The 25,690-nt window shown below is 67.0% G+C and carries 23 protein-coding genes and 2 pseudogenes; 10 read left to right on the top strand and 15 right to left on the bottom strand.

Going from position 1 to position 25,690, the window contains the following annotated elements; genetic code table 11:
* Positions 1-15 precede the first annotated feature (15 nt).
* From AB5G72_RS00555 to arsB, 5 genes and pseudogenes are all read right to left on the bottom strand, one after another.
* Positions 16-645 (bottom strand): arsenate reductase ArsC, encoded by a 630-nt coding sequence (locus AB5G72_RS00555; RefSeq protein ID WP_096907160.1) that lies wholly within the window; start codon positions 643-645, stop codon positions 16-18.
* Between the two features lie 12 nt (positions 646-657).
* Positions 658-1,992 (bottom strand): FAD-dependent oxidoreductase, encoded by a 1,335-nt coding sequence (locus tag AB5G72_RS00550; protein ID WP_440220691.1) that lies wholly within the window; start codon positions 1,990-1,992, stop codon positions 658-660.
* A complete protein-coding gene (locus AB5G72_RS00545; RefSeq protein ID WP_371607113.1) occupies positions 1,989-2,387 on the bottom strand; it encodes an arsenate reductase ArsC in 399 nt (132 codons plus the stop codon). The genes AB5G72_RS00550 and AB5G72_RS00545 overlap by 4 nt, the downstream gene beginning before the upstream one ends.
* Positions 2,388-2,429: 42 nt before the next feature.
* Positions 2,430-2,813: pseudogene (locus AB5G72_RS00540) on the bottom strand (arsenate-mycothiol transferase ArsC); the annotation flags it as partial.
* Positions 2,810-3,937 (bottom strand): ACR3 family arsenite efflux transporter, encoded by a 1,128-nt coding sequence (gene arsB / locus AB5G72_RS00535; protein ID WP_096907157.1) that lies wholly within the window; start codon positions 3,935-3,937, stop codon positions 2,810-2,812. The gene arsB and the pseudogene AB5G72_RS00540, both read right to left, overlap by 4 nt.
* A 100-nt stretch (positions 3,938-4,037) precedes the next feature.
* Between arsB and AB5G72_RS00530 the strand changes: the two genes are divergently transcribed.
* Positions 4,038-4,388 carry an ArsR/SmtB family transcription factor gene (locus AB5G72_RS00530; RefSeq protein WP_271799983.1) on the top strand — a complete coding sequence of 117 codons (351 nt, stop codon included), beginning with the start codon at positions 4,038-4,040 and terminating at the stop codon, positions 4,386-4,388.
* Between the two features lie 545 nt (positions 4,389-4,933).
* Here the strand turns inward: AB5G72_RS00530 and AB5G72_RS00525 are convergent.
* Complete coding sequence (locus tag AB5G72_RS00525) at positions 4,934-5,920, bottom strand: F510_1955 family glycosylhydrolase (RefSeq protein WP_440221531.1); 987 nt, start codon at positions 5,918-5,920, stop codon at positions 4,934-4,936.
* 91 nt (positions 5,921-6,011) lie between these two features.
* On the opposite strand from AB5G72_RS00525, the gene AB5G72_RS00520 reads away from it, so the two are divergent.
* Together AB5G72_RS00520 and AB5G72_RS00515 are read left to right on the top strand one after the other, a co-directional pair.
* Positions 6,012-7,247 carry an ISL3 family transposase gene (locus tag AB5G72_RS00520; RefSeq protein WP_182611187.1) on the top strand — a complete coding sequence of 412 codons (1,236 nt, stop codon included), beginning with the start codon at positions 6,012-6,014 and terminating at the stop codon, positions 7,245-7,247.
* Positions 7,147-7,587 (top strand): annotated as a pseudogene (locus AB5G72_RS00515) (Mu transposase domain-containing protein); the annotation flags it as partial. The gene AB5G72_RS00520 and the pseudogene AB5G72_RS00515, both read left to right, overlap by 101 nt.
* 330 nt (positions 7,588-7,917) lie before the next feature.
* Here the strand turns inward: AB5G72_RS00515 and AB5G72_RS00510 are convergent.
* From AB5G72_RS00510 to AB5G72_RS00500, 3 genes are all read right to left on the bottom strand, one after another.
* Positions 7,918-9,420 carry a multicopper oxidase family protein gene (locus tag AB5G72_RS00510; RefSeq protein WP_440220690.1) on the bottom strand — a complete coding sequence of 501 codons (1,503 nt, stop codon included), beginning with the start codon at positions 9,418-9,420 and terminating at the stop codon, positions 7,918-7,920.
* Positions 9,417-9,683 (bottom strand): SHOCT domain-containing protein, encoded by a 267-nt coding sequence (locus tag AB5G72_RS00505; RefSeq protein ID WP_440220689.1) that lies wholly within the window; start codon positions 9,681-9,683, stop codon positions 9,417-9,419. The genes AB5G72_RS00510 and AB5G72_RS00505 overlap by 4 nt, the downstream gene beginning before the upstream one ends.
* 120 nt (positions 9,684-9,803) lie before the next feature.
* Entirely contained in the window at positions 9,804-10,040 is a 237-nt protein-coding gene (locus AB5G72_RS00500) for a hypothetical protein (RefSeq protein WP_243699787.1), read from the bottom strand.
* Between the two features lie 351 nt (positions 10,041-10,391).
* Here AB5G72_RS00500 and cydC point away from each other — a divergent pair, with 351 nt between their 5' ends.
* Complete coding sequence (cydC, locus tag AB5G72_RS00495) at positions 10,392-13,745, top strand: thiol reductant ABC exporter subunit CydC (RefSeq protein ID WP_440220688.1); 3,354 nt, start codon at positions 10,392-10,394, stop codon at positions 13,743-13,745.
* A gap of 33 nt (positions 13,746-13,778) precedes the next feature.
* On the opposite strand, the gene AB5G72_RS00490 is transcribed toward cydC, so the two are convergent.
* Together AB5G72_RS00490 and AB5G72_RS00485 are read right to left on the bottom strand one after the other, a co-directional pair.
* On the bottom strand, positions 13,779-14,612 hold the full coding sequence (locus AB5G72_RS00490) for a M56 family metallopeptidase (protein ID WP_440220687.1): 834 nt from the start codon (positions 14,610-14,612) through the stop codon (positions 13,779-13,781).
* A 14-nt stretch (positions 14,613-14,626) separates the two neighbouring features.
* Entirely contained in the window at positions 14,627-14,986 is a 360-nt protein-coding gene (locus AB5G72_RS00485) for a BlaI/MecI/CopY family transcriptional regulator (RefSeq protein WP_070719688.1), read from the bottom strand.
* A gap of 143 nt (positions 14,987-15,129) precedes the next feature.
* On the opposite strand from AB5G72_RS00485, the gene AB5G72_RS00480 reads away from it, so the two are divergent.
* A complete protein-coding gene (locus AB5G72_RS00480) occupies positions 15,130-16,710 on the top strand; it encodes a cytochrome ubiquinol oxidase subunit I (RefSeq protein ID WP_096907664.1) in 1,581 nt (526 codons plus the stop codon).
* A 20-nt stretch (positions 16,711-16,730) separates the two neighbouring features.
* A complete protein-coding gene (gene cydB, locus AB5G72_RS00475) occupies positions 16,731-17,786 on the top strand; it encodes a cytochrome d ubiquinol oxidase subunit II (protein WP_440220686.1) in 1,056 nt (351 codons plus the stop codon).
* A gap of 254 nt (positions 17,787-18,040) precedes the next feature.
* Here cydB and AB5G72_RS00470 read toward each other — a convergent pair whose 3' ends face one another.
* The 3 genes from AB5G72_RS00470 to AB5G72_RS00460 all read right to left on the bottom strand — a co-directional run bounded on the left by AB5G72_RS00470 (position 18,041) and on the right by AB5G72_RS00460 (position 20,298).
* A complete protein-coding gene (locus AB5G72_RS00470; protein ID WP_119192334.1) occupies positions 18,041-18,484 on the bottom strand; it encodes a hypothetical protein in 444 nt (147 codons plus the stop codon).
* A gap of 235 nt (positions 18,485-18,719) precedes the next feature.
* Positions 18,720-19,508: a recombinase family protein gene (locus tag AB5G72_RS00465; RefSeq protein ID WP_107749164.1), complete on the bottom strand. Its 789-nt coding sequence runs from the start codon at positions 19,506-19,508 to the stop codon at positions 18,720-18,722.
* A gap of 193 nt (positions 19,509-19,701) precedes the next feature.
* A complete protein-coding gene (locus AB5G72_RS00460) occupies positions 19,702-20,298 on the bottom strand; it encodes a recombinase family protein (protein WP_440220685.1) in 597 nt (198 codons plus the stop codon).
* A gap of 209 nt (positions 20,299-20,507) precedes the next feature.
* Here AB5G72_RS00460 and cmtR point away from each other — a divergent pair, with 209 nt between their 5' ends.
* The 3 genes from cmtR to AB5G72_RS00445 all read left to right on the top strand — a co-directional run bounded on the left by cmtR (position 20,508) and on the right by AB5G72_RS00445 (position 22,175).
* The gene (cmtR, locus tag AB5G72_RS00455; protein ID WP_440220683.1) at positions 20,508-20,867 is read left to right on the top strand and encodes a Cd(II)/Pb(II)-sensing metalloregulatory transcriptional regulator CmtR; all 360 of its coding nucleotides are present in this window, start codon (positions 20,508-20,510) and stop codon (positions 20,865-20,867) included.
* Positions 20,864-21,466: a cadmium resistance transporter gene (locus AB5G72_RS00450; RefSeq protein WP_106385994.1), complete on the top strand. Its 603-nt coding sequence runs from the start codon at positions 20,864-20,866 to the stop codon at positions 21,464-21,466. The genes cmtR and AB5G72_RS00450 overlap by 4 nt, the downstream gene beginning before the upstream one ends.
* Before the next feature lie 337 nt (positions 21,467-21,803).
* A complete protein-coding gene (locus AB5G72_RS00445) occupies positions 21,804-22,175 on the top strand; it encodes an iron chaperone (protein ID WP_440220682.1) in 372 nt (123 codons plus the stop codon).
* A 51-nt stretch (positions 22,176-22,226) separates the two neighbouring features.
* Here the strand turns inward: AB5G72_RS00445 and AB5G72_RS00440 are convergent, their stop codons facing one another.
* A complete protein-coding gene (locus AB5G72_RS00440; protein WP_154830923.1) occupies positions 22,227-22,658 on the bottom strand; it encodes a DUF4870 domain-containing protein in 432 nt (143 codons plus the stop codon).
* A 132-nt stretch (positions 22,659-22,790) separates the two neighbouring features.
* On the opposite strand from AB5G72_RS00440, the gene ppc reads away from it, so the two are divergent.
* Positions 22,791-25,676: a phosphoenolpyruvate carboxylase gene (gene ppc / locus AB5G72_RS00435; protein ID WP_440220681.1), complete on the top strand. Its 2,886-nt coding sequence runs from the start codon at positions 22,791-22,793 to the stop codon at positions 25,674-25,676.
* Positions 25,677-25,690 lie beyond the last annotated feature (14 nt).

The raw sequence follows: 25,690 nt of genomic DNA, 5'->3' as shown, positions 1-25,690 counted from the left end.
CCGGGTTGCGGCGGGTCACCTGTGAACCGTGGCCCACCAGGCGCGGACTCGATCGTCGATGTCGTCGACGATCTGGCGGGTGATCTCCGGAGTCTGCTCCGCGGGGTCGACAAGGTCCCAGTCCAGATAGTTCTTGCCCGGATACACCGGGCAGGCATCCCCACACCCCATCGTGATGACGTAGTCGGCAGCCCGCACCACGTCATCAGTCAGTGGCTTCGGGAACGCCCCCGCCATGTCGATTCCGCGCGATGCCAAGGTCTCCACCACGACAGGGTCGACCTCAGAGGCCGGGAGTGAGCCAGCTGACCGGACCTCGACGCCGCTACCGGCGTAGTGCTTGAGGAGTGCCGCGGCGATCTGGGAGCGGCCGGCATTGTGGACACACACGAACAACACCTGCGGGACGTCCGACTGGATCTTCCCTTGCGACAACGCCAGTGCACGGAGCCTGTCGGAGGCGAAATTTCGGGCGAGCGCCGCGAGGTACCGCTTGATCGTCGCCGTGCGAGCCAGCGCGGTGTAGGACTCGAAAACGTAGCGTTCTATCGTCTCGGCCGAGAAGATGCCCTCGTATGTCCGAGCGAGGTCATCGGCCGTGCGCTGGAGAACGTGGACGTCCAGTTCGGGTGCATCGATGGTCATGGCAGATCCCTTTCAGCAGCAGGAAGAGGTGGTGGCGCCGAGCGAGATCAGCTGCGGGGAGGCCGGTGCGTCGCACGAGCCACCGAGGTCGGTTGAGCAGACTCCGGTCTCGGGCAGGTCGAGGTGCACATCATCGGCGGCGGCCCGGTCACCGGCGAGTGCGGCGGCGATCGAACGAACCTGCTCGTAACCGGTGGCCATGAGGAATGTCGGCGCCCGGCCGTAGCTTTTCATTCCCACGATGTAGAAGCCGGTCTCGGGATGCGCCAGCAGGCTCTCGCCGTGCGGTTCCACGCTTCCGCAGGAGTGGAACTCCGGATCGATCAGCGGCCCGAGCTGATACGGAGCGTCCACGGCCGGATCCAGAGCGAGCCGAAGCTCGGACAGGATGGACAGGCCGGGACGGAATCCCGTGGCCGGAACGAGCAGGTCCACCTCCAGTCGGGAGGGACCCTGTGGGGTGCTGGCGTGCACGGTCAGATTGTCGGTCGTCGGGGTGAACTCGGTGATGGTGAAGGAGGTGTGCACCTCGATCACTCCAGACTCGACGGCTTCGCGCAGGCGGGTGCCGAGCGCTCCTCGGGCCGCCAGTTCATCGCGGTCCTCGCCTCCGTAGACGCTCGACACCTCGGGGGTGCGCACCGCCCAGCTGATCCGCGTTGCAGGATCCTGCTTCGCGAGGTCAACGAGGTCGAGCAGGGTGTTGGCGGCCGAGTGTCCTGCCCCCACGACCAGGACATGACGTCCGGCGAACCGGTCGCGCTCTGACCCGGTCACGGCCGGAAGCGGCGCGGTGATCAGGCCCTTGTCGATCGCCGCGTTCTCACCGGGGGCGGGCAGACCGGAGCGGCCGAGCGGATTGGGCTGGCCCCAGGTTCCGGAGGCGTCGATGACGCCGCGGGCCCGCACCTCGGTCACGGCGCCATCAGCGGCCTGGACTCGGACCAGGAACGGGGTCTGCTCGCGGCCCGCCGAGCGGGTCTTGTCGATTCCTTCCCTGGAAACCGCCACCACGCGGGCGCCGGTACGGATGACATCGCTACCCAGGAGCTTGGCGAGCGGGGCCAGGTATTTCTCGATCAGCTCGTGCCCCGTGGGCAGAGCGTCCGGGTCGGGCTCGGTCCAGCCGGTGGGCTCGAGTAGGCGTCGGGCGGCGGCGTCGATGTCGTACTGCCAGGGCGAGAACAGGCGGGTGTGCCCCCACTGCTCGATAGCGGCGCCGATGGTGGCGCCGGCCTCGAGCACTAACGGCGTCAGACCCCGTTCCCGCAGGTGCGCGGCCGTGGCCAGCCCCACCGGCCCGGCGCCGATGACTACTACCGGAAGTTCGTTGAGTGTCGTGCTCACTGGGCGTTCTCCTTCGGTGCCAGTTCGGCGATCAGGTGGGTGATGCGCCGTTTGATGTCGTCGCGGATCGGGCGGACAGCATCCTTGCCCTGACCGGCTGGATCGGCCAGTTCCCAGTCCTCGTACCGCTTTCCCGGGAAGACCGGGCAGGTGTCTCCGCAGCCCATCGTGATGACCACGTCGGCGGCCTTGACCGCGTCGGTGGTCAGCACCTTCGGTGTGGCGGTGGTGATGTCGATGCCCTCCTCTGCCATCACCTCCACCGCGACGGGATTGAGCTGATCGGCCGGCTGCGAACCAGCCGAGAGGACCTCGATCCGGTCCCCCGCCAAATGCGAGAGGTAACCGGCAGCCATCTGGGAGCGCCCGGCGTTGTGCACGCAGACAAACAGCACGCGCGGCTTACCGCCTGCGATCTCGGTGTGCAGGTCGCGAACTCTGCGGTCGATGTCATCGCGCACCAGACGCATTCGCTCCATCCCCTCGATCCCACGGGCGGAGGGCTCGTCGGTGTTCCACACCTCGATCGTGCCCGCCATCCCGTCGACCGGCTCGACCTGGGCTTCATCGCCCAGAACGATCACCCGGTCCACCCGCCGGAGCAGGTCGGGATCGATGGCCGTGGGGGTCTGGCCGGACATGTCGGCGCTGAGCTCGGCGACCGATCCCGCGGCTAGGGCGTTGACCGCGGAACCGGGCCGGGTGCCCGCGGAGTGGACCTCGATCGCCTCCCCGGTGTGCAGGCGCATGAGCGCTGCTGCCATCTGGGACTTGCCGCCGTTCTTGACGCACACGAACAAGACGCTGGGAGTGTTGGTCATGGCCGGGCTCCTTCGGTGTTGCGGGCCGGGTCCGTGCGAGATGGCGGGAGGGTTGGGTCTCCCGGGAACAGTTTCGGTCCGGCCCAGAGCGCGACGTAGACGAGCCCGATCAGAACAGGAACCTCGATCAGCGGGCCGACCACACCCGCCAGGGCCTGGCCCGAGGCGATACCGAAGGTGCCGATCGACACTGCGATCGCGAGTTCGAAGTTGTTGCCCGAGGCGGTGAAGGCGACGCTGGTCGACTTGGCGTAGTTCAGCCCCACCGCCTTGGAGACGAACCAGCTGAAGAAGAACATCAGGACGAAGTACAGCAGTAGCGGCGCGGCCATCCGGGCCACGTCCAGCGGCTGCGAGGTGATCGCCTCGCCCTGCATCGCGAACAGCAACACGATGGTGAACAGCAACCCGTACAGGGCCCACGGGCCGATCCGGGGGAGGAAGGTCTCCTCGTACCAGTGCCGTCCTTTCGCCCTCTCCCCCAGCACTCGGGTGAGGAAACCGGCCAGCAGGGGGATGCCGAGGAAGACCAGCACGGAGATCACGATGGACCACACGGAGAACTGCGCTGAGGTGGTCTCCAGTCCGAGCCAGGAGGGGAGCAGCTGCAGGTAGAACCAGCCCAGGGCGCCGAACGCCACGACCTGGAACACCGAGTTGATCGCCACCAGCACCGCGGCGGCCTCCCGGTCCCCGCACGCCAGGTCGTTCCAGATGAACACCATCGCGATGCACCGGGCGAGTCCCACGATGATCAACCCGGTACGGAACTCCGGCAGATCCGGCAGGAAGATCCACGCCAACGCGAACATGAATGCCGGCCCGAGGATCCAGTTCAGGATCAACGATAGCGTGAGGAGCTTCCGGTCGCCGGTCACCCTGTGGGTCTCGTCGTAGCGCACCTTGGCCAGGACGGGATACATCATCACCAGCAGGCCGATCGCGATCGGCACGGATATCCCGCCGATCTTCACCGAGTCCAGGGCGGTGTCCAAGCCCGGGACGAAGCGTCCCAGCAGCAGGCCGGCGGCCATGGCCACGAGGATCCAGGCGGCCAGGTAGCGGTCGAGGAACGACATCTCCTTGGCGACCGGCGCAACAGCCCGGGCGGTGGTGGTGCTCATTGGCACGAAACTCCCTCATATCGATGAACGTCTATGCTGGAGGCTATGCCCACATATCGGCATGTGTCAATGTATTGTTTGAGGCGGGGTGAGCGAAGAAATGACTGCAGGAAACGACGTCCTTCCGACTCGGACGCAGAACGAGTGCTGCCCCCTGTCATCAGCTCCGATCACCGCCGAGACCGCAGATCAGATGGCGCGCACGCTCAAAGCACTGGCGGACCCGACACGCCTGCGACTGCTGTCCCACATCGCCGCGCAAGGCTGCGAGTCGGTGTGCGCGTGCGACTTACTCGACGTGGTCGACATCAGCCAGCCCACGATCAGCCACCACCTCAAGAAACTCGTCGACGCAGGCCTCCTGACCCGGCAGCAGCGTGGCAAGTGGGCGCACTACTCAGTCGTCCACGAGACGTTCAAAGACCTGCGCCGCTTCCTAGACCTGGCCTGAAGCTCACCTGGAGCGGTAGCCGTTTCACCAGTAGGCAATCCGGCCGGAGTCGCTACGCGGACCACGCAGCTGCAGCCCGCGAAAGTGAGTCGCTGCCAGAATTCAGGTGGCTGGATGCCTACCCATCTATGGCACGTACACCACGGCCGGTAACCAGACGTTATGTAAAGTCGAAGTCTGCGTATTGCATCGGACGAATCATCCTCGGCCCTTCAGCCTCCCTCTCGTGCACAGCTCCAATGCCAGCCCCGACCTGCGATGTCGCCCGCTCACGGATAGCGTCAACGCCGGCTCATGGCTCGGACACCGCATCTGGAGACGGTCGAATGGCGGTCTCCGAAACGTCGATGACCTGCACAGGTTTCCAGGCAGTCTCATTAGATGCATCACCGATTCAGCAGATGAAACGGCCCTTCAGGTCTTCCGCTGCTGCCGGATAGCTCTGGGTGGGTCCACTACCGGCGATGATCGATGAGTTCTTTGCCGATCCCCCGCCGGTGGCCGCGAATACGCACGAGGCAGATACGCAGACCTCCCACTAGAGGTCAGAGCAGCTGTTCGGTGGTGTTCCCGCCGTCGGTGGTGCGTAGAACGGTGGTGTCGGCCACCATCAAAGCCTCGATCTCACCGTCCGCGGTGGTGCTTGCGCCCAGGGCGGTGATCTCTCCGACCGACTGGTCGCTGGCCGTCCACGTCTTCCCGGCATCGCGGCTGGTCAGCAGGTGACCGTCGATCCCCGCCCCGACGATGGTCTTTTCATCGGCCCAGGCGATCAGGGACATCAGCTGCGGGGTGTCCAGGATCTCCCAGGTGGCGCCTTCGTCGGCGGATCGCAGGACCCCGTCCTCGGTGGTGGCCAGGAAGATGCCTGTGCTCGGAGCGATCGCCAGGGCTGCCGGGGCGGAGGGGATCTCGAGGGTGTCCCAGGTGCGCCCGTTGGAGCTGGCGCGCAGTTGGCCGTCGAAGCCGAGCACACGATCGGGGCCGGCGGCCAGGGCGTGGAAGTCCGATTCCCCGCCCCGGGAGAGCACCGACCAGGTCTTGCCCTGGTCGGTGGATTCGATCAGTCCGACCGGCTCGGACAGGTCGGTGTCGACGCCGGGGTGACCCGAGGCCAGATAGCGTCCTTCAGGCGTAACGGTGAAACCCATGAGATCCACGACCGGGCCCACCTGGGTCAGTTCGCGGTCCTGGAGGCGAAACAGCCCTTTATGGGTGGCCAGCAAGATCACCCCTGACCCCTCCCCTGTCCCGGCGTCGCGGGTGATGGCGTGCACATGGCTGATCGCCGTGCCGGTGCTGCTGGGTCCGGCCGAAACCGGTGGCGCCGGGGTCTGTGCCGGGGACGTACAGGCTGCCAGGGCGCCGGTGCCGAGCAGGCCGAGGCCGCCGACGAGCAGGGTTATGCGGCTCTTCGCATCTGAGCGTGGGTGAGGACGACACGCCGGTGAGGCGGTAGGGAGACGAGAGGGTCGAGGCCCTGAAGGATTGGAAGTACCACTACATCCGATCCTGAAAGGGCCTCGACCCATGTCTGAGCCTATCGGGTGCTGCCGGTCTGCCACCGGAACCGCACCTGCGCCCCGTTGTGTCCGCTGCGATCTTCTCGTCGGGCTCGACGACGTGTACGTCCTTGATGCGCGTCTGCGTGGCGAGCACCTGGAGGTGACCGTCGAATCCGAGCCGGGACCGGTCGGATGCCCGGACTGCGGCGCCGCCGGGGTGGGGCATGGACGGCAGGTGGTGCGTCTGGTCGACATCCCCGCGTTCGGCCGCCCCGTCACGATCATCTGGCGCAAACGCCGCTTCGTCTGCCCAGGCGGGGCGTGCGAACGTGTGACGTTCGTGGAGAACCTGCCTGGGCTTGCCTCGCCGCGGCATGCCACCACGGCCCGCGTCGTGGAGTGGGCAGTGGGACAGCTGCGCCGGGAGCACGCCACCGTCAGCGGACTGGCTCGTCAGCTCGGTACCGCGTGGCACACGGTGTGGACGCCGGTCAAGGCTGCATTGGAGGCGTTGGCCGATGATCCGGCCCGCTTCGACGGCGTCCGCACCCTCGGCGTCGATGAACACATCTGGCACCATGTCTCCCGGCGTAAGCGCGGCCCCAAGGAACTGACCGGGATGGTCGACCTCACCCGCGACGGGGACGGCAAAGTACAGGCCAGGCTGCTCGACCTCGTGCCAGGCCGCTCCGGGGTGGTGTTCGCAGACTGGCTCACCGCGCGGGGCAAGGGTTTCACCAGCGGCGTCGAGATCGCCGCGTTGGATCCGTTCCACGGCTACAAGCGAGCGATCGATGACGAACTCGAGGATGCCACCGCTGTTCTCGACGCTTTCCACGTGGTCAAGCTCGCCCTTGGCGCCGTGGACGAGGTCCGCCGGAGGTTGCAGCAGCAGATCTGCGGTCACCGCGGACGTAAAGGCGACCCGCTTTACGGGATCCGCACCATCATCCGCTGCGACCCCGACAGGCTCACCGAGCGCCAGTGGCGGCGGTTCGACGAGGCCCTGGCCGCCGACCCCCGACACGAGGAACTGTTCATCGCCTGGCAAGTCGCCCACGAACTCCGACAGGCCTACCACCACAAAGACCTGCCTGCCGGGCGCAGCGCTGCGGAGAAGGTACTCGCGACCTTGCCATCCTGCCCGATCCCGGAAATCGCCCGACTAGGACGAACGCTCCGCAAGTGGAAGGCCGCCTTCCTCGCGTACTGGACCACCGGCCGCTCCAACAACGGAGGAACCGAAGCGATCAATGGCCTCATCGAACTCCACCGGCGCCTGGCCCGCGGCTACCGCAACCGCGACAACTATCGCCTGCGGATGCTCCTCATCGCCGGCGGGCTACGGACCTGACCCCACGCTCAGATGCGAAGAGCCGGTTATGCGGGTGGGGGATTTCATGGATCCTTTCCGCCTCGCACCGCGTCGCGAGGGCCATCCACCATTGTCGATCAACTACCGGATCCCGTTCCGCGGCCAGAAGACCAGCCGCCGGGAGCTGTTCGCCGAGCACGAGAAACCGGAACTGATCGCCTTGCCCGAGGCCCGCTGGCAGCCGGTGATCTGGAAGAAGTCCAAGGCCAAACGGGACTACCACGTGGAGATCGCCACGGTGAAGTACTCGGTGCCCCACATCTTCGCCAGCCAGCACGTCGGTGTGAAGATCACCGGCCACACGCTGACGGTCATGTGCGACGGCGAGGTCATCGCCTCGCACACCGTCTCCGGGCGCCGGCACGGCTACATCACCGATCCCGAGCATGTACCCGCCCAGCACCTGCAGTCCGCGGACCTGTGGTCGCCGGCCTACTTCGTGCGCCAAGCCCACAAGATCGGCCCGAACACCGTCGCCGCGATCAGCGACCTCCTCGATCGTCAGCGCATCGAAGCCCAGGGCTACCGCTCGTGCCAGAACATCCTCGCCCTGGCACGGGGCGACAACAAGCAACTCCTCGAGCGCGCCTGCGGACAGCTGGTCTCCGAGATCTCACGCCGGGCGTCGCTGATCACTGGGACGCCGCGGTTAGCGGGCTTCGACGGTGCCCATCATGCCCTGGTCCTCGTGGTCGAGGATGTGGCAGTGGTAGACGGTCTTCCCGGGGAAGTCCTCGAAAGCGATGAGTACCTTCACCTCCCTGAAAGGCGGGACGTTCACGACGTCCTGCCATCTCGGTTCGGAGAGGTCGCGGTCCCCGTCCTTGATGACCTGCATCGGCCACACGTGCAAGTGGACGGGGTGGTCCATGGGACTAGAGTTGACCAGGGTCCATTCCTCCACCGTCCCGGCCGTCACCGGGGTGTCGACCCGGTCGGGGTTGAACTCCTGCCCGTTGATGGCGAAGGACATCATGGTGGCATCCTCCTCACCGCCCATCATGGCACCGTCACCTCCCATGCCACCGGCCATGCCCATGGCGAATTCCAGGGTACGTCGAGCGCTGATCGGCTCCCCCTGCAAATCTCGCAGAGCCGACCCTTCTCGCACAGGTGCCAGCCGTTGGGCGAGGTCCCCGGATACGGTCAGGTCGAGCAGCTCGATCGGCTCGTCGTTGCTGGGCTCGTTGTCGCCCCTCATCATGCCCTCGCCCATCATGGCGTCCATGCCGCCGCGGCTCACCGGTGCAGTCACCAGTGCTGAGGAGCCCTCGGTGGTCTCCACAAGAAGTTCGACGCGGTTGCCGGGGGCGAGCACCACTTCGGTGATCTCCTTGGGCACTGGTAGGCGGCCGAGGTCGCGGCTGAACATCCGGACCTGTTGGCCATCTAGCTGCAGCCGGAGGTACCGGGAGGAGCAGGCATTGACGATCCGCCACCGCTCTCGTTCCCCTGGCGCGGCGGTGATCTGCGGGCGGACCTGCCCGTTGACGAGGACCACCTCGCCTTCCCGGCCCATCATCTGCTGCATCTGGTTGACCTCAGCGAGGTTGCCGGAGGCGTCCAGGGTCAGGTCCGAGACCACCATGACCCGCTCCCGGGTGACCGAGACCGGTTCGCGGTCTTCCACAATGATGGCTCCGTAGAGTCCGGCGGCGACCTGGTCGGCCACATAGCCGTGGCGGTGCGGGTGGTACCAGTAGGTGCCCGGGGGGTGGTCGGCAGACAGGGAGATCTCGTAGTCGAACGACTCACCGGGGGCGATGCTCAGGAACGGGTTGTCGCCGTTGCCTTCCGGGGAGACGTGCAGTCCGTGCACGTGCAGGTTCGTCGGGACCTGAAGCTCGTTGGTCAATGCCACCCGGATCGTGTCGCCCGGGGCCACCCGCAGGGTCGGTCCAGGCAGAGATCCGTTGAAGGTTTGCACGGAGGCTTCTCGGCCGCCGACCCGGACCCGTGTCGGGGCGGCGGTCAACTCCAGTTCCAGCACGCGGTCACGGCTGGCCAGCACCTGCGGTTCGATCAGATCCTCGCCTTCGATGTATCCGGGGCCGCCGGTGGTGGTCCACCACAGCCCCGTCCCGCCCACGATGGTGGCACCGGCTGCGGCCGCGCCCAGTACCAGCAGTTGGCGGCGGGTCAGTTGGCTCACCGGCCGTCCTTTTCCAGAGCCCACAGCCGTTCGCGGTACTCCTCGGTGCTCATTTCACCGCGGGCGTAGCGCTCATCCAGGATCTCCCGCCCCCGGCTAGCTCCCGCGCCAATCCCAGGATTGGTGCCGGACCCGCCCGTGTTCGGGGACCTGCCGGAGAAGATCTTCACCAACACGACCACACCTACGATCACCCCCACGAGCACCAGCAACCCGAAGACGCACATCAGTCCCATACCGCCCATACCGTCACCGTTCATCATGAGCGTGCTCCTTGTCTCGCAGGCATCACCGAGCAGCCCTACCATAACGGTTGCACCGCTATGGACTTCACCGGATCACGTCACCTGTGATTTCGTGCCACGCCTGCAGGCACGTGCGTTCTACCGCAGGTGCGCCAGCGGGTCGCCGGGGGTGATACCGAGATGGATGTGATCGTGGTGGACGTCGTCGGAGAAAAAGCCGTTGCGCGGTCCGTTGAGGTCGACGGGTCCGCCGACCTCGGTCGCCCCCAACTCGGAGGCGCGCCGCATCAATCGGAGCACACGATCGTCGCCAGGCCGGGTGTCCACCACCGGCCGGCCGTCGATCTCACGGATGTCTACTGTGCTAGCGGCCATGCCAATCTCCCTGTAGGCGGACACGTACTTCCCTGCTGACGGTTGCATGGTGAGTGCTCATGTTGGAAGCCTTTCGTAGCAGCTGTGGCAGTTCTGCCACCCCGCAATGTACCCCCCAGGGTATATAAGTACAGCGGATGGAGGGTCTCCCTTTAGGATCCACTGCTCGGCCTTGGCGTCGATGCCATCGATGACCCGGTGTTCGCCGACCTGGTCCCAGCGCGTACTTCTACGGAATGTAGAATTACACGGCGGAGTCGATGATCAATTGCGGTGAACCCCCTGTGAGGACGTGTGTGGATGGTGATGCGCAGGTCGACCACGCGGCCCGCCCAGGGGATCGATCCCTGGATGCTCGAGGCCGAGCGGACTGTGCAGCGGATTTCCACGCGCCCGGACCTCGGGCCCGCACCGAGATCCTCCCTCGTGGCGCTGGGGCTGTTGGCAGCCCTGCGGGCACTGGGCCTGGTGCTGGTGGCGGAGGCTGTCGCGCGAGGGATCGCGGGACTGGCGGTCGGCACCCTCTCGACCGGGTCGGTGCGGGCGATCCTGGTACTCGGTATGAGTGGTGTGCTGCTGCGGGCCGCTGCCGAATGGGCGACCGAGACGAGTGCACGCAGGGTCGCCATCGCCGTCAAGCAGAACCTGCGGGGTCGGCTGTGGCGCCACATGGTGCAAGCGCACGATCCCCGGGGCGGGACCGCGGTGCTCGCCACGGATGGCTTAGACGATCTGGACGAGTACTACCTGCAATCCGTGCCGGCCATAGTCGCGGCGATCGTGGTGCCCCCGCTACTGCTGGTACGCATCCTCGCCGCCGACTGGGTCAGTGCACTGGCGATTGTAGTGACGATCCCGCTGGTGCCACTGTTCATGGTCCTGATCGGCCGCCACACCGGTCAACGCACAGATGCGGCGTTGCGTGCTCTGGCCAGGCTGTCTGACCATCTGGCCGAACTGGCCCGCGGACTGCCAGTGCTGGTCGGGCTCGGCCGCGTCGAGGAGCAGACGGACTCGCTGGACACCATCCAGCGGATTTACGGGCGCCGCACGCAGGAGACGCTGAGGTGGGCGTTCCTGTCCGCCCTGGCACTTGAGCTCATCGCGACGATCTCTGTGGCGGTAGTAGCGGTCTTCTTGGGTCTCCGCTTGCTTGGCGGGTCGATGGACCTACAGCCCGCACTGCTCGCGCTGCTGCTCGCGCCAGAGTGCTTTACCGTGTTTCGCCGGGTCGGGGTGGCATTCCATGCGTCACAGGATGGCCTCGCGGCTCTGCACCGAGTGCGCGAACATCTCGAGGTAGCACCCGGGACTGACCTGCGAGAAGCCCACGGGGCCACGGTCCGCGTCGCAGGGCTCGAGGTTCGCTATTCCGGTCGCGGGGCCGCGGCATTGACTGGTCTCGACGCAGAGCTGAGCGGCATTGTCGCCGTGACCGGGGCCAGTGGAGCCGGTAAGTCCACGTTCCTCTCGGCGCTGGTCGGGGCGCTGCCGGTCGATGCGATAGTGCATGGTCGAGTCACTGGAATCGAGGCTGACCTCGTGGGGTGGTCACCCCAGTCGCCGCGAGTATTCGGTGCCACCCCACGGGCGGAACTCGCGTTGTATGGCGCGGATCCCGCGGCCGCTCTGGCCGAGGTCGGACTATCCCGGGTCGCCGAGTCGGCTGCCGCCGAACTCAGCCCGGGGGAACTCCGACGCCTGTCTGTGGCGCGCGCACTGGCCCGCGTGGACGCCGGCGCCCGCCTGCTGGTGCTCGACGAGCCGACTGCCCACCTTGACCACCATGCCGCTGAGCTGGTCAGGGACGCGATCGTGCGCCGGGCCGAGCGTGCCACGATCGTGCTGGCGAGCCACGAACCGATGACACTTGATCTCGCCACGAGCACTATTCGGATCTCTGGGCAGGCCGGCCGCGCAGACGATGACGCATCCGCGCTCACCGAGGCCGCTCGGGACGGTGATCTCGGCGCCTCCCCGGTCCCCGCTGTGGACGGGAATGCCGATCAGGGTCGTTACGGGCGGGGACCAGAACAGGGAGTCTGCGCGGGGGCGGACGAGCAGGTGTCGGACGAGACAGGCGGCGCCCAGCGTCTGTCACTCGGTGCGCTGATTGGTGCCCACGGCAGGCTCTGGGCGGGGGCGGTAGGCATCTCGGTGCTCGCCACCTCGCTGGGCTTGGCGCTCACCGCGCTGTCGGGATGGTTGATCGTCCGATCGAGCGTCGAGGAGTACATCATGTATCTCCTGGTGGCGATCGTCGGAGTTCGAGCGTTTGGGATCGGACGCTCGGTGGCCACATACGCCGAACAATTACTCACCCATCACGCCGCCTTTCGAACCATCGATGACCTTCGGCTGCGGCTCTGGCGAGCGATCGCAGCACGAGGAACCGGATCCCGGCGGCTGCTCGAGGGTGGGGCGCCCCTGGACTACCTCGTGACCCAGGCCGATGAACTGCGGGACCAACTCCCCAGAGTCGTTACGCCCGTGATCTCCGGAGTCGCCGTACTGCTGGGAGCCACACTCACCACCTGGTTGGTCACCCCCGAGTTCACTGTGCAGGTGGGGGTGAGCCTGAGCGCGACCATGGCCCTCGGCGCGGTCCTAGTGGCAACGGTCGAACGTGGGGGCGATGTGGCCAGGGTTGCTGGTCGGTCCCACCTGATACGGGGGTCGGCCTCATTGAACGCGGCAGCGGCGGACCTACGCGGTAATGGAGTGGCAGCGGCGGCGGTCGACCAACTCGACGAGCTGAACCGGAAACAGGCCGCCGCCGAACGGCGCGCCACCCGCGGCACAGGGCTCGGAACGGCGGCGGTGACAGCAGGCACGGGCCTCCTAGCGGTGCTCGTGGCAGTGTCCGATCCGTCGGTGGGTGCAGAACGAGCCAGTGTGATTGCCCTCCTGTGCCTGGCGCTGGGTGAGTCTCTCGCCGCGTGGGTCTCGGCAGTGCACCGAGTGCCGTCCGTGCGATCACTGCTGCAGAGCCTCGGCTCCGTACTGGGCCCCTTCCCGCAGACCGCATGGGGCGTTGGCGCGCCGAACGGCCCCGTGAATTCGGTGACGCTGGAGAAGGTTACTGCTCGGTATCCGCACACTGCGCGACCGGCCGTGGCGGAGGTGGATGCTGTCGCGCGCACGGGGTGCTGGTTGTTCCTCGACGGGCCGTCCGGATCGGGTAAGTCCACGCTGCTATCCGCCGTGATGGGGGCACTGCCCCTCAGTGGCGGCACGATCTGGGCCGAGACCTCTCCGATCACGACGTTCGCCGAAAAGGAATGGCGATCCCGCGTGGCCTGGTGCCCGCAGGACGCCTACGTCTTTGACTCCACCCTGCGCGGCAATCTCCTCCTATCCAGGCCGGCCGCCCAGGCCCCCGATGACGCCGCACTGCGGCGGGTTCTCGAGCGGGTCGGTTTGACCGTTCTGCTCGACGCGCTCCCCGACGGTCTGGACACCCGGGTCGGGGCCGGCGGTCGGGCCCTATCAGGAGGGGAGCGTCAACGATTGGCGGTGGCACGGGCACTGCTCACGCGCGCCGACGTTCTCCTGCTCGACGAGCCGACTGCGCACCTAGACGCGCCGACAGCCGACGCCATGATGGAAGATCTCCGTTCCGCCGCCCACGACAAGGTGGTGATCCTGGTTTCACACCGCCACAACGACCGGCGGCCCGAGGACCAGGTGGTCCGACTCAGCTGAACGAGCCGGAGCGAGCCGTCAGATCCGCATCGTTCACTCATGGCCGGGGGCCGGGGCACCGAGACGGCGGAGTCGATCGCTCATGCGGCCGCCGCGGCAGGAGGCCTGGTGGCCGCAGCCGCGCTCGTTCCTGCTGCTCCCGCTGCGGTCGTCGTCGCCGACGCTGTCGGTCTCACCGCTACCGTCGGCGGCACCGACCCGCAGGATCGCGCGGGCCACCACTTCGTCCCGTACCTCTCGGCGGGCTCGGTCGTCGGCCAACATCTCCACCATCGCGGCGACCTCCGTCTCCGCGAGGACCGCGGTGGGAAGTCCCGGTAGTGCGGACCGCCAGGCCCGGAACGCCAATTGCAGGATGTCGTGCCGCTGCTCCACGTGCGCGCGTTCGTGGGCGATCACGGCCGCGAGCTCGTCGGGATCCAGGTTGTCGAGAAGTCCCTGGGAGAGCACCGTGACGGAACCGGCGCCACGGGGGATGCAATATGCCACCGGTGCGGCCTCGTCGATCACGCGCGTTCGCGCGCGGGTCGGGTGGGGCGCTGTGAGTAGTTGGAGCAGCGTCAGATGTCGGCGCCGTTGCCGCGTGACCTGGACGACGGTCGCACCGAGGTGAGCGAGAAGGTAGCAGCCCAGCAGGATCGCAGGGATCACCGCGGCCAGGGGATGCTCCGGCGCGACCGCGCGGCCGATCAGCGCGAGTGCCCCGATCATCGAGACCCCGCCGGCCAGGCCGATGGCCTGCCAGAGAAGGAGCGCGCGGGCCGGGGCGTGCATCGGCCAGCGTGCGCGAGCCAACAGGACCGGCACCGGCCAGGCCAGGGCCAGGGCGACCCCGGCCAACAGGAGCCCCACGTCACCGGTGGACATCGCCGACTGGGGGATCAGCCGTTTCCCTTCAGTAGCGTGCGTAACGCCGCCGCCTCATCGTTGGAGACCCCGCCGACGAACCGTGCAAGTACCGCGTGCCGGTCCCGGGAGTCTCCAAGGACTTCGTGCATGAGTTCCGCGGTGTACTCCTCCCGCGAGGCCACAGCGCGGTAGCGGTGGGGGCGCGCGGTGCGATCCGAGACGACCAGACCTTTGCGTGCAAGGCGGCTCAAGACCGTGAGCAGGGTGGTCACGGCGGGTGGGCGCTCCCGGGAGCTGTCGAGCACGCCCTTGACGTCGTACGCCGTCACCGGCCCACTGTGGTCCCAGATTACGTCCATAACGGCACGCTCCAACTCGCCCAGGGTCGCCACGGTGATCCTCTCCTCCTGCTTTGTAGCCGGATTCTATCAGTGGCGAAAGAAATTCGACTCTCGGTAGAAATATTTCTACGCTATGTAGAATGCCGATGGCGGGTGAACACGACACCCGATCCGGTGAAAGGGGTTGGCGTCCTATGGACGTTGTCGAGATCGCACGCTGGCAGTTCGGCATCACGACCGTCTACCACTTCCTCATGGTCCCGCTCACTATCGGACTCGGGGCGATGGTTGCCGTGATGCACACCGCCTGGGTGCGCAGCGGCCAGGAGAAATTTCTCCGGATGACCAAATTCTGGGGAAAGCTCTACCTCATCAACTTCATCCTCGGCGTGGCCACGGGCCTGGTCCAGGAGTTCCAGTTCGGAATGGCCTGGAGCGAGTACTCCCGGTTCGTCGGGGACGTGTTCGGTGCCCCGCTCGCGCTCGAGGGTCTGCTCGCCTTCTTCCTCGAATCGACCTTCCTCGGTATCTGGATCTTCGGCTGGGGCAGGCTGCGCAAGGGCGTGCACCTCGCGGCCCTGTGGTGCGCGGTGATCGGATCCTGGGTCTCGGCGTACTTCATCATCGTCGCCAACTCGTGGATGCAGCACCCCGTGGGCGTCGAGCTCGGCGAGGACGGCCGGCCGGTCATGACTGACGTGTGGGCCGTGCTCACCAACAACACCGCACTGGCAGCGTTCACCCACGCCGTCTTTGGTGCGCTCGTGGTGGGAGGGATGTTCCTGCTCGGGATCGCCTGGTACCACCTGTGGCGCCGCCGGCATGACGGGATCGACACCGTCGACGAGCGCGGGCACGTGATCGTGGGGCAGGCCCAGGACATACCAGGACGCGACCGCACCGACCACGGCGTCTGGATCTGGTCCCTGCGATTCGGCGCGATAGTCGCCATGGTGGGGTTCCTCGGCACAGTCGTCACCGGCGACATCCAGGGCAAACTCATGTACGAGCAGCAGCCCATGAAGATGGCTGCCGCCGAGGCCGCCTGCCACTCCGGCTCCTCCTTCTCGGTGCTCTCGCTGGGCAACCCGGGATCCACGGACTGCCGCGACGTCACCACTCTCATCGAGGTCCCCGGCGTTCTCGGCTTCCTCGCCACCGGGGAGTGGGGCGTCGACATGCCGGGTATTCGCGACCTCGAACCCGAGTACGTGGACCGTTACGGCGAGACGATTCCGGACGACGCCCTGTACGGCGACCGGGCGGGCGCGCAGATCGAGTACGTCCCCGTCATGTGGGTGACCTACTGGGGCTTTCGCCTCATGATCGGCCTCGGCGGGATAGTCGCCGCCGCCGGAGCGGTTGCCCTGTGGCTCACCCGGCGCGGCACCGTCCCCGGATCCCGCGGGCTCATGCGACTCGCGCTCGCCGGAATCCTCGCACCGTTCGCCGCGAACATCGCCGGATGGATCTTCACCGAGATGGGCCGACAGCCGTTCGTCGTGGCCCCGAACCCCGCCGTGACCGGAGCCGACTCCGTGTACATGTACACCCAGGCCGCCGTATCTCCCGGTGTGACCGCCGGGGAGCTGCTGTTCTCCCTCATCTCCCTGGGCTCCGTCTACGGGGTTCTGCTGGTCGTCGAGGTGTACCTGCTGGTGCGGTATACGCGCGGTGGAGTCGCCAGTGCGATGCCCGAACTCGTTGGTCAGGACGACGACGACGTCGACGACCCGGACGGCGAGCACGACGACGTGCTGTCGTTTGCCTACTGACCACGAGACGAGGAACAACCATGGAACCCCTTGCAATCATCTGGTTTGTCGCCATCGCCCTCCTGTGGACCGGGTACCTCCTGCTCGAGGGATTCGATCTGGGCGTGGGCATGCACATGATCTTCTCGACCCGCAGCGAACGCGACCGCCGCGTCATGCTCAACACCATCGGCCCCGTCTGGGACGGCAACGAGGTGTGGCTCATCACCGCCGTCGCTGCCCTCTTCGCCGCGTTCTCGCCCTGGTACGCCGCGCTACTGTCCGCCCTCTACGTGCCGCTGACCCTCGCGTTGCTCGGACTCATCGTGCGGGCCGTCGGTATCGAGTACCGGGGCAAGGTCGGCACAAGGGTCTGGGCGACGTTCTGGACGTACATGATCGGCCTCGGTTCCGCGGCCGTCGCGTTCTTCATCGGCGCGCTGCTCGCGCTCACCTCGATCGGACTGCCTATCGACGGCAACGGCGACCGCGTCGGCGGTCCCTTTGCCTGGCTCTCGTGGCCCGCCCTCGTCGGTGGCCTCGCCGTGGTGGGATTTGCCCTGGCCCACTCCGCCACGTTCCTGGCGCTCAAGGCCGACGGCCCAGTGCGGCGGCGCGCATCCGGTTTCGCCGTCCGGTGGGCTCCCCTCTGCCTGCTGCCGCTGCTCGTCTGGATTGCGATGGTGCAATTCGAGCACGGTGCCGGACCGGCGGGGTGGACGGTCGCCCTTCTCGCCGTGGTCTCCGGTGGCGTCGGATGGGCTCAGGCACGCGCGGGCCGGGAAGGGCTCGCGTTTACCGGCTATGCCGGCACCGGCCTGTTCGGGCTGGCCGCGATCTTCCTGGCCATGTTCCCGGTTCTGCTGCCGTCCACAATCGACAGTGCCTTCGACATCACGGTGCAGTCCGCGGCGCACAGTACGTATACCCTCGGCGTGTTGACCGCCATCACGGTCGTGGCGCTGCCCGTGATCCTCTGTTACCAGGCATGGAGCTACTGGGTATTCCGGCACCGCGTCACACCCGGGATGATCCCCGAGCCACACGTAATTCTGCCGGCGATCCTGCGGGCCGAAGACGCCGGGCGCCAGGTGTAACCACCCATCAGCCGACTGCGACCAACCTGATGGCCGGGTCCGTCGTAGACGGCAGGACCGCCTCGGCAGACTGGCCCCCATTGAATTCGAGACCATCATGACCGACGAGGCCCTTCAGACCGCGTGACTAACCCTGTCACCTAACCGTGCATCAGCTCCCGGCGCTCGGTGGCGGGTTTCTGCCAGTACTGGCTGGCGGTCCGGTGTCGTGCTGCAGTGCCTACCGCGAGCAAGATTCGCGGGAGGCGCTATTGCTACGACTGCGGGAGGTCGCGGGTCAGCGGGACTACTTCCCACTGGGTGTCGCTTCGCACCTCCTCGACCAGATCCGGCCTAGTCGAGTAGACCTCAATCCATCCTGTCTCGGGTTGAATCTCGAGGAACAGTGTCTCGTCGTCGGACCACAAGAAGGATGGTTCGGGGTGGAGGAACGGGTCCATGAGAGCCGCCGTGGAAGCTGATACCAGCTGGTAGTCGTAGGAGCTGCCATAGTCGCCGTCATCGACGATTGTGATAGTGCGTGCGGCGTCGGATGTTCCGATTGGATCGCCGTTCACTGTCCAGATCGCGGCTTTCCACTGCAGGACAGACGCGGTGCTGCAGTAGCGCTGCGCGATCTCGATGGCAGGGCCAGCGCTACACCCGACCAGGCGATCCACACCTATCGCCAGCTCCGGGGTGTTGGCGCTGTCGATCATCGATGTCAATCCACGGCGGGGCGGATACTGCGCACCTACACGCTCAGCGACCTCATGCCATGAGCTCCACCCGGCCACGTCGCGGCCCGTATGGAGCGTGATCGGACACAGGATCCGCACCCCGTAGGGAAAGAGATCTCGGACAGCACCCACGGTCCCGGTCTCGAGCAACGCTGCGATGCGCCCCTTGCCGCACACTGGCGACCACCCATCCATGTCGCTTCCCCTTCCTCGTCTACGTCGTATGTCGTTGGAGGGCGCGGTACAACGTTGACCGTCCGACTTCCAGATCGCGGGCGATCGCCGACGGCCCCTCCCCTGCCTCGATGCGGGCGCGGGCCTTGTCGATCTGCTCGTCAGTCAGGACGCGTTTGCGTCCCTTGTACTTGCCCTTCGCCTTGGCGATGGCGATGCCCTCGGCCTGGCGTTCACGGATGATGGCCCGCTCGAACTCGGCGAACGCACCGAGCAGCGAGAGCATCAGGTCTGCTCTAGGATCCTGGGCGCCGGCGGCGTAGGTGGCCCGCTCGTGGACGAACTCCACACTGGCGCCCTTGGCGGTGATCTCGCCGACGATCTGCTTGAGATCAACCAGAGAACGGGCGAGCCGGTCCATCGACGCAACAACCAGCTCGTCACCGTCCCGGAGATACCTGATGCACTCTTCTAGCTTCACGCGATCGGCACGCGAGCGAGCGGACTGTTTCTCGACGTAGACCCGGTCGCACTCCCCCACCGCTTCGAGCTGACGCGCCTCGTTCTGATCGGCCGCCGAAACCCGCACGTACGCCACTCGCTGCCCACGAGGACGCGAGGCCCGGCGAGCCGGCTTCGGATCCGGCTTTGGCTTTCGTTTCGGGTTCCGCTCGATGATGTTCTCCGAGTCCGTCGACTCCACCCGAAAGCTCCAGCCCAACTCGTCCCGGCGCCGGAACCGAGTCCGCTCTTTCCCGCGGCTAACGATGAGCACCTCCTCGCCACCATCACCCGAACGGTTGAGCAACGTCCCGATCCGATCGGCCATCGAAGAGACCCTTTCGCCCGGAATCTGTATCAGTAGATATTAGACCCGACGGGAAGACGTTTCATAAACGCCGAAGTGGACCCTGTGACACAGCGGCGACGGTAGACGTCATATCGTCCCGCACGGGTGTACTGGCAGATCGCGCTGCCCAGTGGCGGCGTTCTAGCGGTGATGCCTAGCGGCGCCGCCAGCATTAGTGGTCGAGTGGCTCGAGGGCTCGGGCGGCTTGCTGGTGGCGGTAGAGGGTGGCGCGTGACCATCCGACCAAGCTGGCCGCTTCGGCGGCGGTGCGCCCCTTTTTGCGGGCGCCCTGGGCGATGTCGAGTTTTTCGGCGATCACTGCGGGGTCGACCGGGAGCCGGCCGAACCTCGTGCCGCTCTGCTTCGCTGCGGCGATGCCGGCGTTGACGCGTTCAGTGATGAGCTCGCGCTCGTACTCGGCCAGGGTGGCGAGCATGCCCAGCATCAACCGGCCGGAGGTGGTCTCCGGGTCGATGCCGTCCGAGAGCGACCGGATCTTCACGCCCTTGTCGCGAAGCAGGTTTACGGTATTGAGGACATCGATCAGGGAGCGGCCGAGACGGTCAATGCGCCACACCACGACGGTATCGCCGGACTCGACGTAGTCCAACAGCCGCTTCATCCCCGGGCGCTCGATCGCGGCCCGGCTCCCCGAGGTGACGTCAGAGAAGACGTCGCGTTTCTGCACCCCGGAATCTATGAGTGCATCCAACTGCAACTGCGCGTCCTGACTCGCGGTACTGACGCGGGTGTACCCCAGATGCCTCATGGCTCGATGATGCCCCATAAACCCCTACCGAGGCCGCTCCTGAGACGAAAGCCGCCAAGATGACTTAATGAGACACCGGCGGGTGGCCATAGGGCCAGGAAACCTACTCAGAACTGGCCGCCAACTCGGACGGGGCCAAGTGTCTTGAAAACCTTTAGGTTCTTAAGGCGCCTTCGCGACAGTTCAGCGATCACTGTATAGTTCAACATATGCTGACTGTTGCTTCTCGTGTGGATGTGATGAATCGGTTGGGGCGGGCGATGGCCGATCCGACGCGGTCCCGGATACTGCTGACGTTGCTGGAGCGGCCGGCCTACCCGGCGGAGCTGGCCCGGGACTTGGGACTGACGCGTTCGAACGTGTCGAACCATCTGGCGTGCTATCGCGACTGCGGGATCGCGGTCGCCGTGCCCGAAGGCCGCCAGACCCGCTATGAGATCGCAGATCCGCATCTGGCGCAGTCACTAGCCTCCCTGGTCGAGGTCACCCTCGCCGTCAACGAGAACGCCTCCTGCCTGGACCCAGCCTGCTCAGCGCCGGGTTGTTGTGACACGGGGTCGGGCGCGTGATCCTGACCTCGGCCTTGCAGGCGATCGGCCTGTTCATCGCCACCAACATCGACGACATCATCGTCCTCTCACTGTTCTTCGCCCGCGGCGCAGGCCAACGTGGAACCACCGCCCGCATCCTGGCCGGCCAGTATCTCGGGTTCGTCGGCATCCTCGGCGCCGCTGTACTCGTCTCCCTGGGCGCGGGGGCCTTCCTGCCCCCGGAGGCCATCCCCTACTTCGGACTGATCCCATTGAGCTTGGGACTGTGGGCCGCGTGGCAGTCCTGGCGAGGGACCGATGACGATGACGACGACGCAAAAATCGAGGGCAAGAACGTCGCCGTGTGGACCGTCGCCGGCGTCACCTTCGCCAACGGCGGAGATAACATCGGCGTCTACGTCCCCGTCTTCCTCAACGTGGGCACGGGAGCCGTGATCGCCTATTGCATCGTGTTCCTAGTGCTGGTAGCAGGACTGGTGGGCCTGGCCAAGTTCGTCGCCACGCGCCGGCCGATCGCCGAAGTCCTGGAACGCTGGGAACACATCCTGTTCCCGATTGTCCTGATCGGCTTAGGCGCCTTCATTCTGATCAGCGGCGGAGCCTTCGGGCTCCAATAAGGCTCTTCTCTGCCGCAAATGAGCGGTCTCTGAAGACCGCCACTGAGAGGTCAGCTCCACAGCACGAATGGCGGTCCCCCGACCGTCCCGCATGGGTGTACCTCATTGAACCAGATCGGGTCGGTGCGCTTGACTGCCCTATATGACCGATCCGCGTTAAAGCGAAGCGACGCTGGCCAGTCTTGGCGGGTCGGTCGCTCTTCACTACGTTTCCGGCAAGATGGCGTTCATCGACCGAGACAAACCCACCCCATTCCCGTCCCGTTTATCGCGCCCTCTTTCGGCACAGCCCACGCCGCCCCCCGTCGCCCATGGCAACGGAATGGAGTAAGAGACGATGTCGAAGCCAACGACTGTCGACGAGTACCTCGACGCAGCACCGCCTCTCGGCCGAGCCCTTCTCACCGAACTCCGCGCCCTGAGCCGCGAGGCCGCTCCTGATGCGGTCGAGCAGATCAAGTGGGGCCACCCGGCCTACGTCCATCCCGACGGCGTCATCTTGTTCATGTTCAGCGGACACAAGGCCCACGCCAGCGTCGCCTTCACCCCGTCCACCCGAGCTGCTTTCGAGGCCGAAATCACCCAGTACCGCACCGGCAAAGGCACCATCGCGCTGCCGTACGACACAACCCCACCCCGGCCGCTGCTCACCAGGATGATCGATTACCGAGTGCGCGAACACGAACACGACGGCGTCAACTGGATGTGACCACGGCGACCGTGGCGCTATCTGATGCGGCGGTGAAAGCAGGTCAGAATGCTATCGCAGCACCTTGAGCTGGAACGGGTAGTTGATCGTCCGCCCTTTGAGTGCGCGGAGAGTGCCGATCACGTGGCCGATGACCTGCGCGAGGAACGACACCGCCAGCAGGATGAGGCCGAGCGGGATGCCGATCACCGTGATGATGCAGATCCAGCCCACGATGCTCATGATCCACAGGCCGAGGTTGAAGTTGAACGATCCGGCGGCGGCCTGGCGGACGAACGGGCTGCGGTCCTTGTAGATCAGCCACATCACGAGCGGGCCGACGAACGACAGCCAGCCGGCCGACAGCGCCATCGCGATGAGGCTCGACGCGTGGGCCAGGGCCGCGGGCGTGCGGTCATCGGGGTCGGCCACCGGCGGCTGACCGTACCGGGGGTCGCCGTACCGGGGGTCGCCGTACTGGGAGAATCCGGGCTGCTGGGACATGATCCCAGTCTCCCCGTAGAGCTGCGGCGGCGCATCCGGGTTCTCCCCGGTTCTCGCGCCCGCGTGCGCCGGCGGATGGGGCGCGGGCCAGGTTTCACGCACTTGTCATATCCCGCGCCTACTGTGGCGGACATGGCCGACATCACCCAGTCCGACCAGCGTCCGACCGAGCAGCCGAACGCCGACCAACCCGGCGTCGATCAGCTCGCGCCCGACGGCGTCGATCCGCTCGAGGACGCGGTCCGGCCGCTGCGCGACGACGTCCGGTTCCTCGGCGCCCTGCTCGGCGACACCGTGCGGGAGCAGGCGGGCCAGCGGATCTTCGACCTGGTGGAGACCGCGCGGCGCACCGCGTTCGCCGTCCGCCGCTCGGAAGCCGACCGTGACGAGGTCGCCGCCCTGTTCACCGATGTGCCCGCCGCCGAGGTCATCCCCGTCATCCGCGCGTTCTCGCTGTTCGCCCTGCTGGCCAACGTGGCCGAGGACCTCCACCAGGAGCGGCGACGCCGGATCCACACGGCCGCGGGCTCGCCGCCGCCCGACGGGGACCTCGAGGCCACCTGGGCACGCCTGGCCGAGACCGAACCGGGCGCCGACAAGCTCGAGACGGTCCGCTCCACCGCCCGGGTCGTCCCCGTGCTCACGGCGCACCCCACCGAGACCCGTCGGCGCTCGGTCTTCGAGATCACCCGACGGGTGCTGGACCTCATGCGCCGCCGCGACGCCCTGCGCACGGGGTCGGACGGGGCGGGGCACCGGGACCGCGTCACCGATGCCGAGCTCGAGCAGGTGGAGCAGGACATCCGCCGGCAGGTGCTCACCCTGTGGCAGACGGCGATCATCCGCAGCCAGCGCCCTCGAATCGAGGACGAGGTCCTGGGCGGGCTGCAGTACCACGAGGCCACGCTCATCGACGTGATCCCGCCGCTCAACGCGGAGATCGCCGACCGTCTCGGCTCCGGCGACCGCCCCGTCGTGCGCCCCGGCTCGTGGATCGGCGGTGACCGCGACGGCAACCCGTACGTCACCGGGGACGTCGTGCGGTTCGCCACCGAGCAGGCCGCCGAACTGCTGCACCGCCACTACACCGCCGAACTACGCCTGCTCGAGCGGGAGCTGCCCCTCTCGCGGCGGGTCGTTGACGTGCCCCCCGAGCTCAGCGACCTCGCGGACTCGCTGGTGGAGGCCGACGAGGAGCTCGCCGCCGCGCGCGAGGACGTGCCGTTCCGCCGCGCCGTGCGGGTGGTCCGCCGTCGGCTCGCCGCGCGGGTGAGGTCCTCGTCGTCGTCACCCGGATCGTCGTCCCCCGCGATCGGTCACGACGACGACGAGGCCTACACCTCCCCGGCGGAGATGCTGGCCGATCTGGATGTCATCGACGCCGCGCTCGGGTCCTGCGGTGGCGACCTGGCGCGGTCGCCGCGTCTGCGGGACCTGCGGTGGGCAGTACGGACGTTCGGGTTCCACCTGCAAGCACTCGACATGCGGCAGAACTCGGAGTCGCACGAGGAGGTGCTCACCGAGCTGTTCGCCCTGGCCGGGGTGAGCGAGGACTACTCGGCGCTGGACGAGGAGGCCCGCGTGGAACTGCTGCTGCGCGAGCTCTCGCACGACCGGCCGCTGCTCGGCCCGCGCGCGGAGCTGTCAGAGCTGGCGGCCAAGGAACTCGGGGTGATGCGGGCGGCCGCCGCGGCCGTGGACCTGCTCGGCCCGGAGGTGGTGCCGCACTACATCGTGTCCATGTGCGGGACGGTCTCCGACCTGCTCGAGCCCGCGGTGCTGCTGCGCGAGGTCGGATTGTTCTCCGGTGACCCGGCCGAGCCGCGCTCGAGCGTGCGACTCATCCCGCTGCTGGAGACGATCGACGACCTCGCGGCGGGGCCGGACATCCTCGACGCGGCGCTCGCGATCCCGCAGTTCCGGGCGCTCATCCGGGCGCAGGGCGATGTGCTGGAGGTGATGCTCGGCTACTCGGACTCCAACAAGGACGGCGGGTACCTGGCCGCCAACTGGGCCCTCTACCAGGCCGAACGCGACCTCGCCGAGGCCGCGACCCGGGCGGGTGTGCACCTGCGCTACTTCCACGGCCGCGGCGGCGCCGTCGGACGGGGCGGCGGCAACTCCTACGAGGCAATCCTCGCGCAGCCACCGGGCGCGGTGCAGGGCGCGCTGCGGATCACCGAACAGGGCGAGGTCATCTCAGCCAAGTACTCCGAGCCGCGCCGGGCGCGCCGCAACCTCGAGGCGCTCGTGGCGGCGACGCTCGAGGCCTCGCTGCTCGACGTCGAGGGGCTGGGCGAACGGGCCGGCGAGGCGTACGGGGTGATGGCCGAGCTCGCGCGGCTCGGGCGGGCGGCGTACGCGTCCCTGGTGCACGACGACCCAGGGTTCATCGAGTACTTCACCACCTCCACCCCGGTCGCCGAGATCGGGGAACTCAACATCGGGTCCAGGCCGTCCTCCCGCAAGCAGACGTCGAGCGTCGAGGATCTGCGGGCGATCCCGTGGGTGCTGTCGTGGTCGCAGTCGCGGGTGATGCTGCCCGGCTGGTTCGGCGTGGGCACCGCACTGCGGCAGTGGGTCGACGCCGAGGGCGAGGCGGCGGCCGGGGAGAGACTGGCCACGCTCCGGCGGCTGAACGACGACTGGCCGTTCCTGCGCACGACCCTGTCCAACATGGCGCAGGTGATGGCCAAGGCGGACATGGGGCTGGCCGGTCGCTACGCCGAACTCGTCCCGGACGCCGAGGTGGGTAGGCGGATCCACGGGGTGCTCACCGACGAGTTTGAGCTGACCCGCGAGATGCTGCTGGAGATCATGGGGCAGGAGACGCTGTTGGACGACAACCCGGCGCTGGCCCGCTCGGTGCGCAATCGCTTCCCCTACCTCGAACCGCTCAACGTGCTGCAGGTCGAGTTGCTGCGCCGCTATCGCGCCGGGGACTCCGACCCGGCGGTGCGAACCGGCATCCAGCTGACCATGAACGGTCTGGCCACGGCCCTGCGCAACTCGGGGTGATCCTCGACGTGCCG

The sequence above is a fragment of the Dietzia sp. MNB45 genome, from assembly GCF_051994785.1.
GTDB lineage: Bacteria > Actinomycetota > Actinomycetes > Mycobacteriales > Mycobacteriaceae > Dietzia > Dietzia kunjamensis.
This window is presented reverse-complemented; position numbering and strand designations above follow the sequence as displayed.